This window comes from Blautia sp. ZXY-1-B12 (assembly GCF_056339915.1).
Genome location: NZ_JBWJVP010000236.1, coordinates 23,825 through 33,938, shown reverse-complemented (window position 1 = coordinate 33,938; position 10,114 = coordinate 23,825). Strand labels below are relative to the sequence as shown.

General features: G+C 41.6%; 12 protein-coding genes and 1 pseudogene. All 13 read right to left on the bottom strand.

All coding sequences use genetic code 11. The annotated features are described in order from the left end of the window. Window positions 1–573, bottom strand: a 573-nt coding sequence (locus AC075L_RS16545; protein ID WP_476387912.1) for a hypothetical protein, incomplete at its 3' end; no start/stop codon positions are given. A 2-nt stretch (window positions 574–575) separates the two neighbouring features. After that, window positions 576–1,299: pseudogene (locus tag AC075L_RS16540) on the bottom strand (type 1 glutamine amidotransferase). Beyond that, window positions 1,299–2,633, bottom strand: coding sequence for a MurT ligase domain-containing protein (locus tag AC075L_RS16535; protein WP_008707292.1), 1,335 nt, complete (start codon window positions 2,631–2,633; stop codon window positions 1,299–1,301). Before AC075L_RS16535 ends, AC075L_RS16540 begins: the two are co-directional and overlap by 1 nt. Before the next feature lie 330 nt (window positions 2,634–2,963). Continuing rightward, on the bottom strand, window positions 2,964–3,851 hold the full coding sequence (locus AC075L_RS16530) for a phosphatidylinositol-specific phospholipase C/glycerophosphodiester phosphodiesterase family protein (RefSeq protein WP_008707290.1): 888 nt from the start codon (window positions 3,849–3,851) through the stop codon (window positions 2,964–2,966). A gap of 283 nt (window positions 3,852–4,134) precedes the next feature. Next, the gene (locus tag AC075L_RS16525; protein ID WP_008707287.1) at window positions 4,135–4,671 is read right to left on the bottom strand and encodes a bL17 family ribosomal protein; all 537 of its coding nucleotides are present in this window, start codon (window positions 4,669–4,671) and stop codon (window positions 4,135–4,137) included. A 138-nt stretch (window positions 4,672–4,809) separates the two neighbouring features. Further along, a complete protein-coding gene (locus AC075L_RS16520; protein ID WP_008707285.1) occupies window positions 4,810–5,769 on the bottom strand; it encodes a DNA-directed RNA polymerase subunit alpha in 960 nt (319 codons plus the stop codon). Window positions 5,770–5,915: 146 nt separating this feature from the next. Beyond that, window positions 5,916–6,509 carry a 30S ribosomal protein S4 gene (rpsD, locus tag AC075L_RS16515; RefSeq protein ID WP_008707284.1) on the bottom strand — a complete coding sequence of 198 codons (594 nt, stop codon included), beginning with the start codon at window positions 6,507–6,509 and terminating at the stop codon, window positions 5,916–5,918. A gap of 31 nt (window positions 6,510–6,540) precedes the next feature. Further along, window positions 6,541–6,936: a 30S ribosomal protein S11 gene (gene rpsK, locus AC075L_RS16510; RefSeq protein ID WP_008707283.1), complete on the bottom strand. Its 396-nt coding sequence runs from the start codon at window positions 6,934–6,936 to the stop codon at window positions 6,541–6,543. Between the two features lie 162 nt (window positions 6,937–7,098). Next, window positions 7,099–7,467: a 30S ribosomal protein S13 gene (rpsM, locus tag AC075L_RS16505; protein ID WP_008707282.1), complete on the bottom strand. Its 369-nt coding sequence runs from the start codon at window positions 7,465–7,467 to the stop codon at window positions 7,099–7,101. 321 nt (window positions 7,468–7,788) lie between these two features. Next, on the bottom strand, window positions 7,789–7,902 hold the full coding sequence (gene rpmJ, locus AC075L_RS16500; RefSeq protein ID WP_003497809.1) for a 50S ribosomal protein L36: 114 nt from the start codon (window positions 7,900–7,902) through the stop codon (window positions 7,789–7,791). Window positions 7,903–8,387: 485 nt separating this feature from the next. Continuing rightward, window positions 8,388–8,606, bottom strand: a complete 219-nt coding sequence (gene infA, locus AC075L_RS16495) for a translation initiation factor IF-1 (RefSeq protein ID WP_005428560.1) — start codon at window positions 8,604–8,606, stop codon at window positions 8,388–8,390. Between the two features lie 25 nt (window positions 8,607–8,631). Beyond that, complete coding sequence (gene map, locus AC075L_RS16490; protein WP_008707279.1) at window positions 8,632–9,387, bottom strand: type I methionyl aminopeptidase; 756 nt, start codon at window positions 9,385–9,387, stop codon at window positions 8,632–8,634. Window positions 9,388–9,419: 32 nt separating this feature from the next. Further along, window positions 9,420–10,064, bottom strand: coding sequence for an adenylate kinase (locus AC075L_RS16485; protein ID WP_008707277.1), 645 nt, complete (start codon window positions 10,062–10,064; stop codon window positions 9,420–9,422). Between the last annotated feature and the right edge of the window lie 50 nt (window positions 10,065–10,114).

Sequence of the window (10,114 nt, the reverse complement as noted above, 5' to 3'; positions counted from 1 at the left end):
CTTTGGTTTCAGAATATGTACATTTCTTCCCATAGAAGTCAACCATCCAAAAAATGCCTTATCAACCACAACCTCAACAGTTACAATAAAATTATCCTCCCCCTTTATTTTGCAGAAAATCTCCGAACCAAAGGTACGCTGGATTTTTTTCTTTGTAGAATTCTGACATACAAGCCTGATTTCTTTTATATTCTCTCCTGTTTGGGAGGGTATCGGAGCACTGATCTTTGCAGGTGCTTCAGATTCTTTTCCAATCTGTTCCTGCACATTTTCAGATTTCTCTCCTGTTTCGCCATCTGGCTGATGTATTATCGTATTATCCGCTTCTGTTTTATCTGAAGCGGATTTTTCCTCATAATATCCTCCTTCCCGTCCTCTTCTGTAATGTATATCCATTCCAAAATCACGCAGGGTTTCCATATCATCATAAATACTCTTTCGCTCAGCTCGAATCCCCTGTTCTTCCAGTTTTGCCAGAATCTCCTGCATGGTGACAGGCTTTTGGCTGGTTGTCTCAGACAGCATTTTCTGCAGATACAGTATTTTTCCTTTTTGATTACATGATTTCGCCATAATTATCCTCTTACAAATCTGTGGTATATATAGTCATTTGCTTCTTTTTCCTGACTGTCATCTAACGGTGTAAGTTCTGTTTCTTTTCCATACTTTCTTTCCAGCGCATGTTGAATGAGCCAGTCTGCAAGCTGCGGATTCTTCGGAAGTAACGGTCCATGCAGATAAGTGCCCTATCACATTCTTATATACTACGCCTTCATAGCCTGACTTACCGTCATTTCCTGCACCGTAAAGTACTTTTCCCAGTGGTTTGTTATTATTAATGCAGGTTCTTCCTCCATGATTCTCAAATCCAACGATCGGCATATCAAACAGCTCACTCTGCAGAACGATATTCTGGATCAGACGGCCTTCGCCCTGCTCTGTATACAAGTCTACCAGGTCCAGTCCTTTCATGTTTCCCTGATCTGTTTTGTAATACTTCCCAAGTAACTGATAGCCACCGCAGATTGCAATGACAACGCCGTTATCTTCCACATAAGCCTTAAAATCCGGTTGGATTTTCTGTAGCTTCTCACATACGATCATCTGTTCTCTGTCCGAACCGCCACCCAGAAGTACGATATCAAGCTTCGAGAAATCTATTTTATCATCCAGCTCAAACGGTATGGTCTCAGCCTCAATCCCACGCCACTGGCATCTCTTCATCAGACACTGGATATTACCTCTGTCACCGTAAAGATTCAGAAGATCCGGATATAAATGTCCTATTGTAATTTTCATTATTTCTCGCCCTCCAGTCTCTTCAGAATATTTCTGGTACTGAATAATGCTGTATAGTTTACCAGCACATACAGATTCCCCACTCCGTCCTCTACTCTGTCGCGGATTGCTTTCTCAACATCGCCCTCGAGGACAGACGGGATATCCACATATTTCAGCCGCAGACGCATATCCTGACAGCGGATACCGCTTACAGTAATAGATTTCACTGAATCATTTCCGAGAAGATCAAAGTCAACATCCCAGAGCCAGGAAATATCTGTTCCATCCTGAGCATTATCATTGATCGCAATAATGATGTCCTTCGGTGCCTGATCCTGCATCACTGCGGAAATATTCTGATTAAATCCCGCCGGATTCTTGGCAAGATTTAAGGTTACTCCTGTTCCCTTAATGCGAAACTGCTCCATACGTCCGTTTTCCGGATTAAATCTGCGGAGCATATCCCCGAAATGCTCTCCCGCAAATCCCGCAGTCCTCACTCCCGCATAAGCTGCCAGTATATTATACACATTATAAAATCCCTTATAATTTGCTACAATGTGTTTTCCTTCTACACAAAAGCTAAGCTGGTCGCCTACCTTTACATCCTCCGCATCAAAATCCGGCTTCGGTCTTGCAAATCCGCATTTTGGACAATAATAATCTCCCAACTGGCTGTAATGATAGAAACGATATTCCAGTTTTTCACCGCATCGCTTACAGAAACGTCCTTCCCTGATTTCATTTGCCGCAGATTTGATCACCGGTTTACTGATACCATAAGTTACATATGGATTCCCGGAATCCATGGCAAGATATGCGGATAATGCATCATCACCGTTTACAATAATCTGCATCTTCGGAACCTTGCGCATCATTTCTTCCAGAATGTTCATAGTGATATCAATCTCTCCGTATCTGTCAAGCTGGTCGCGGAAAAGATTTGTCAGAAGCATATAGTCCGGTTTGATTCTCGGAAAAATATGTCTGGTGGATGCTTCATCGGCCTCAATGCATGCATAGTCCGCATCAATTTTACCATTCCATTTCGAAGCCAGCACAAATGCGGCAACAACTCCATTGAGCATATTGGAACCTGTATGGTTACAGATTACTTTCTGTCCTTCCGCTTCCAGTGCCGCACAGAGCATATTGTTGGTAGTTGTCTTTCCATTTGTACCGCAGGTTGCAAAAATAGCCTTTCGTACCTGTGAGGAAAGCTGTTCCAGAATGTCCGGACAGATCTTAATCGCCACTTTTCCTGCCCAGGTCACACCCTGTCTTCCCATTTTCTTACATACGTATCCTACAAATTTTGCTGCACAGACAGCAATCATTACTCTTATTTTCATTGTGTATGATAATTTCCTTTATAAATATAATCTTTGTTATTGCCGCTTATTTGTTTCAACTCACAGTCGGTAATTTCACAGAGTCTGACGTGTCAACAACATACTGACTGTGGTTTGCCTCATGTCAGTGGGAGATACCGATTTCTCTCCGCCCGCCACTGCCGTTCATTTTCTTATTTGCAATTCATCTACCACCTATAGAGGAGGGAGAATTCTTGCTATATCCTGTTAAAATTCTTTTTGCTCCTGATATCTTTACCCTTATTCATTCCGGAACAGCTACAGCTATAATAATCCTCTACGACCATTTCATAATGCCGACAGGACAGATCAGTTAAACATAGTATCCTGCAGATAGTCTGAGCATACACCTGCCGCACCCTCTTGCATATAATATTGTGCTTCCTTCAGGTCATTCACAGTATAAATATATAACCTGATCCCTTTTTTGTCAAAAATCTCCTGCACATCCTCTGACCAGTATTTATAATAGACTGTAGCTGCCTGAATATTCTTTTCTCTGCAAAATGCCGCAATTTCAGTCAGTTCTTTAATAGAGTATTCCTGCCATAAAGAATAAATATATCCTGGAAAATCGTACAGCAGTGCTGTTCCGGCAAACATTGCCTGGTTATAAATTTCCGGTATGACCTGCCGCATCACATCCGGGACACCGGCAGCCTCTGCCAGTTCAATATAGTCTGCATAATCTTCCACTGTTTTCTGATAATTACGGAGAGAATACTGTTTGGAATCCAGCATCACAAAAGCGTCCGGATAATCGCTCAGCAGAACCAGCAGATCTTCAAATGTTATAGGAGTATATTTTCCATAAATGGGCCGGGATAAGAATTCCTCTGAGGACAGAACTTTCTTTTCATCGCCTTCCCATTGTCCAAGAGACTGATACCAGCTATGGCGGCACACCCATACATTGTCAGATGTCTTCACAAGATCAACTTCAAACAACCTGCACCCCATCTGATAGCCTGCCAGAAAACTCTCTTTTGAATTCAGATAGGTTTTATCACCAATCCCTCCCAGTGCATGTGCGATCGTTTTATAATTTTCCCACTTAAATTCAGGTGTGGTGGCAGATATGGAATAAGCATCATTTCCCCACAGAAACAGTGTAACAGCCAGTAATTCCACCAACAACAAAAACATCCTGATGAAATAACCAAATCCTGATCGTTTCTTTTTCGTATTCTGCCTCAATTTTTCAATCTCCTGCCGGTCATTTGTATTCCTCGCTTATCTTTTGCTCTCGTATTTTGTAACAGCCCAATGTCTTATTTAACACTTCTTCATCAATATGGTTTTTATATACTCTACGATTTTACGCTATCTGGCTCAAATAATCAAGGGTAATAAACGGTTATGTTATAAGGAAGTGATTTCCTATAGCATAACAAAAAAACTGCATATATACGGCATGAACACCATACATATGCAGTCTTATCATCGTCTGGACAAATATAAAATCGAAAATCTGGCTGGATTATACTAATTCGATCAGTACTTCCATTGCAGCATCGCCTTTACGCGGTCCGATCTTAACGATTCTTGTGTAACCACCGTTACGGTCAGCGTATTTTGGAGCGATCTCATCGAACATCTTAGCAACCATATCTACGTCTTTAGTGTTTTTCTTTCTTCCGGCACCCTTTGCAGGTACTTCTTTAACCGGGTAGAAAACTTTCATCATCTGACGACGAGCGTGAAGTCTGGAAGGAGCATCTTTCTTGATCTCTTTCTGTACTTCATCGTATACAGTTTTCTTCTTTCCGTCAACAACTTCTTTTACTCTCTTGCCTTCAGCATCTTTACGAGCAACTTTAGCAGTTACAGTAACAGTTTCGAAGTTATCTTTTTCACGAACAGCCATAGCTACAAGGCCTTCTGCGATTTTACGGATTTCTTTTGCTTTAGCTTCTGTAGTAACAATTTTTCCATGATATAAAAGGCTTGTTACCTGGCTTCTCAGTAATGCTTTTCTCTGGTCAGAAGTTCTGCTTAATTTTCTATATTTTGCCATTTAATTTTCCTCCATCTGTGGGACAGCCGGGCACGCTTGTTCGGTCTTACTGTCCGACTGCTTAGGCATCCCCACCGTATAATATCTCTTTGCTAACTGGTTATTGTTCCCTTAGAGAACCAATAACCTGATCAATTCTTACTCTTCTGCAGGCTGAAGCTGTAAGCCCAGCTCTTTCAGTTTCGCAAGAACTTCTTCTAATGATTTACGTCCAAGGTTACGAACCTTCATCATATCATCAGAAGTCTTGTTACATAATTCTTCAACTGTATTAATACCGGCTCTCTTCAAGCAGTTATAGGAACGAACAGATAACTCAAGTTCATCAATGCTCATTTCCAGGACTTTTTCTTTCTCATTGTCTTCTTTCTCGATCATAACCTCAGCGGTCTTTGCATTCTCGGAAAGGTCAATGAAAAGGCTCAAGTGCTCGCTTAATACTTTTGCTGCAAGGCTTACCGCCTCATCCGGATCAAGTGTACCGTTTGTATACACATCCAGTGTCAGCTTATCATAATCGGTTACCTGACCAACACGTGTATTCTCTACAGTCATGTTGACTCTGTCTACCGGTGTATAGATAGCATCAACTGCAAGTACACCGATCGGCATATCATCAGATTTACCTTTATCAGCACTGATATATCCGCGGCCTTTTGTAATAGTAAGCTCCATAGCAAGTCTGCAGTCCTTGCCACCGTTTAAAGTAGCAATCACCTGATCCGGATTCATGATCTCGATATCCTGATCAGCTTGGATATCAGCTGCAGTTACAACACCTTTTCCTTCACATTCGATGTATGCGGTTTTCGGCTCATTGTCTGTGCTGTGGTTCTTAATAGCAAGGCTCTTCAGATTCATGATAATATCGCTCACGTCTTCTTTTACGCCCGGAATGGAGCTGAATTCGTGAAGCACACCATCAATTTTAACCTGGCTTACAGCTGCACCCGGCAGGGAAGACAGCATAATTCTTCTTAAAGAATTTCCAAGTGTAGTTCCATATCCTCTTTCCAGAGGCTCAACTACGAATCTGCCAAATTTTTTATCTTCAGATAATTCGGTAATCTCGATCTTAGGTTTATTAAAATCAAACACTATAGGGTTCCCTCCTTCTGGGTTAATAAAAGTTTGAGGGGTATTCATTCAAATACTACAATTCAGCGGAAGATAATAATCAACCACTGAATCGTATAAATAATAGAAATATTACCAGGTAATTTTCTATGATATAATCCTATGGATTATTTGGAGTACAACTCGACGATAAGCATCTCGTTTACAGGAACATCAATTGCTTCTCTGTTAGGAAGTTCTTTTACAGTTCCTTTTAAGTTCTCCTGATCTACATCGATCCATTCCGGAACAAGACGTCCGCCAGTTACTTCAAGGATACCTTTGTATCTTTCAGAACCTTTGGATTTTTCTCTGATTTCAATCTGATCACCGGCTTTTACAAGGTAGGAAGGAATGTTTACACATTTTCCGTTTACAAGTACATGCTTGTGGTCAACAATCTGACGAGCTTCTTTTCTTGTTCTTGCAAATCCCATACGGAATACTACATTGTCAAGTCTGCTCTCAAGAAGGATCATAAGGTTTGCACCAGTCTGTCCAGGCATTCTGTCAGCTTTGTCGTAGTAGTTGTGGAAAGGTTTTTCCAGAACTCCGTAGATGAATTTTGCTTTCTGTTTTTCTCTTAACTGTAAACCATACTCAGACATTTTACGATTTGCACGTTTTAACTGTCTTGTGGATTTTTTATCAATTCCTAAATAAATCGGATCCAGGCCAAGGGATCTGCATCTTTTCAGAACAGGCACTCTATTTACTGCCATTTCTCAAATACCTCCTAATATTCTAAATCAATTAGACTCTTCTGCGTTTTGGTGGGCGGCAACCGTTGTGTGGTACCGGAGTTACGTCGCGGATGCTTGTTACTTCCAGTCCGCAAGCCTGAAGGGCACGGATTGCAGCTTCACGTCCAGAACCTGGTCCTTTTACCATAACATCTACAGTTTTTAAACCATGAATAAGTGCAGCTTTTGTTGCAGTCTCAGCTGCCATCTGTGCTGCATAAGGAGTAGATTTTCTTGAACCTCTAAATCCAAGACCACCAGCACTTGCCCATGAAAGAGCGTTTCCTTCATTGTCAGTCAGAGTAACAATTGTATTGTTGAAAGAAGACTGAATATGTGCCTGTCCGTGTTCAACGTTTTTCTTGACACGACGTTTTGCAGTCGCTTTTTTAGTCACTTTAGCCATTTTAAAACTAACCTACACTTTCCTATTTATCAATCAAATATATGTTACAAGAAACACCATGTCCACTAAATTCATTTCCTCGCTTCGCTTGTCATTCATCAAGTGTCCATGCAAGCTTCCTCATAAGATCAGCTTACGCTTATCAGATGTTTAAAGCTTTATTTATTTCTTCTTATTAGCTACTGTTCTCTTAGGACCTTTACGTGTTCTGGCGTTGGTCTTAGTCTTCTGACCACGAACCGGAAGTCCTTTACGATGACGGATACCTCTGTAGCATCCAATTTCCTGCAGTCTCTTAATGTTGAGGGCGATTTCTCTACGAAGGTCACCTTCTACTGTCATTGTTTCATCAATAACTGCGCTGAGTCTCTTTACTTCGTCATCAGTCAGATCTCTGACACGTGTGTCAGGATTAACTTCTGCCTTTGCAAGGATCTTGTCTGCGCTTGGTCTACCAATACCATAAATGTAGGTAAGACCGATTTCAATACGTTTTTCTCTTGGTAAGTCTACACCAGCTATACGAGCCATGTACTGTTTCCTCCATCTTCTACTTTGAAAGTCCTTAATGCCTGTACATCACTTACCCTCGCAAATTCTCTCACTCAAGTAAGGTGAAATGGGATGTATCGGACACATCACTTCCTTATTTCTCAGTTCCTAATTGGGGTGCCTCGGTAAAACACCCAGCTGCAATTGGCGAAAAGCAGCCTTTCCGAATTACTGCGGCCAACGGGCCAACGTTGCCTCTCGGTATTAGGCAATACATGCTAAAACTATCTTAACAGTCTGAACAACCCTTCCGGGCGTCTCACACTGCAGCCGCACGTTACACAAACTTTAAACCGTCAATCAACCCTGACGCTGTTTGTGTTTTGGATTTTCACAGATTACTCTGATAGATCCTTTTCTTTTAATGATCTTGCATTTTTCGCAGATCGGCTTTACAGATGATCTTACTTTCACTGGAAATCCTCCTTCCGTAAATTCATTAAAATCTGCAGTTTTTTGAGCGCACAAATACAATATACTCACGCGTTCGGCTTATATATTATCACAGCAAAATATAAAATGCAAGCACTTTTTTGAATAAAATCACATTTTTTCATTTTCTCCCCCAATCATCCATTTATACTTCCCACTGCCAACATACAGCGTAGAAAAATAATTCATTTCATGTGCATTTGCAGGCATCTTAGATATTCTTAGCTCTCAGAAATCTGCGTTATGAGAAAATCAGGTCACTGTCTGAGCGAAGCGAGTTTGACCTGATTTCCTCATGCTTTTAGCAGATTTATGAAAGCTTAGAATATCTTAGATGCCGAAACCGCACATGAAATGAATTATTTTTATACGCGTCCTTTTTACGCGTCCCTTCCGGCACAAAAAAAGAGAACCAGATCCCTCCAGCTCTCTTTCTCATCACTGCACCAACTGCAGTCCAATATTTCTTACTTATCTCTCCAGATAATCCTGCCCTTAGACAGATCATACGGAGACAGTTCAATCGTAACTTTATCTCCGGGAAGAATACGAATAAAATTCATACGTAACTTACCACTGATATGTGCAAGCACCACATGTTTGTTCTCCAGTTCCACTTTAAACATCGCATTAGGCAGCTTTTCCAGAACAGTGCCTTCCACTTCGATTACATCTGCTTTTGACATTTTAAACCTCCTGTATGTCGTCCAATTATTTCGTAAGAGTCAGAATCTCCGGATCTCCGTCTGTAATAAGAATCGTATTCTCATAATGAGCAGAAAGAGAACCATCCATAGTTACAACAGTCCACTCATCATCCAGCCATGCCACATCTGCACGTCCCAGATTGATCATAGGCTCTACAGCAAGTGTCATACCCGGCATCAGACGAACTCCTCTTCGCTTCTGCGGAAAATTCGGGATCTGCGGATCCTCATGAAGGTGAGTGCCGATTCCATGTCCAACCAGGTCGCGGACAATCCCATAATGATATTTGGCAGCATGAGCACCGATCGCCTTGGAAATATCATTCAGATGATTTCCCGCACGTGCAGCCTTGAGTCCCTCAAAGAAACACTCTCTGGTCACATCCATCAGCTTACGTGCCTGCGGTGAAACTTCACCGACAGCATAAGTCCTCGCTGCATCAGAATGATACCCCTTATAAATAAGACCGGCATCAATCTTTACAAGATCTCCCTCCTGAATTATCTTCTCTTCAGACGGGATTCCATGAACTACCTCATCATTCAGACTGATACAGAATGATGCTGGAAAACCTCCGTAGTTCAGGAAATTCGGGATGCATCCCAGATCACGTATCATCTGTTCTCCGATACGGTCAATCTCCTTGGTGCTCACTCCCGGTTTAATGTAAGGGATCAGACCATCATGCACTTTTTCAAGCAGATGACCTGCCTCCCTCATAAGTTCAATTTCATGTTCTGTCTTGATAGAAACCGACATTTTACCTCCAGATGGTGTTTAAAAACACCCGATTACTCTCCCAGGATGGCAACAATATCTGCAAATACTTCTTCAAGATCTTTTGTACCATCCACTGATTTTAAAATTCCCTCTTTAGTATAATAATCGATCAGCGGCTGTGTCTGCTCATGATATACATTCAGACGTTTCTGAACTGTTTCAGGCTGGTCATCATCACGAAGCACCAGTTTCTCTCCACAGGTATCACAAACGCCCTCAACCTTCGGTGCAGCATGTACAACATGATAAGTAGCACCACATTTCAGGCAGGCACGTCTTCCGGACATACGATTTACAATATTGGAATCCGGAACATCCACATCGATTGCATAATCAACTTTACTTCCCAGTTTGTTCAGAGCCTCTGTTAAGCACTCTGCCTGAGGAATTGTTCTTGGAAAACCATCCAGTACATAACCATTTGCTGCATCCGGCTGTTGTATTCTGTCCACAACCAGATCACAGGTCAGTTCATCAGGTACAAGAAGTCCCTGATCCATATAAGTTTTTGCTTTTTTACCCAGTTCTGTTCCATTTTTGATGTTTGCGCGGAAAATATCTCCGGTAGAAATGTGCGGAATCTGATATTTCGCAGCAATTTTCTTCGCCTGAGTTCCTTTTCCAGCTCCCGGTGCACCCAACATAATGATTTTCATAAGCTATACCCTCCGTTTTCTTTTTTAGCAAATCAAGGCTGTGATGCCAT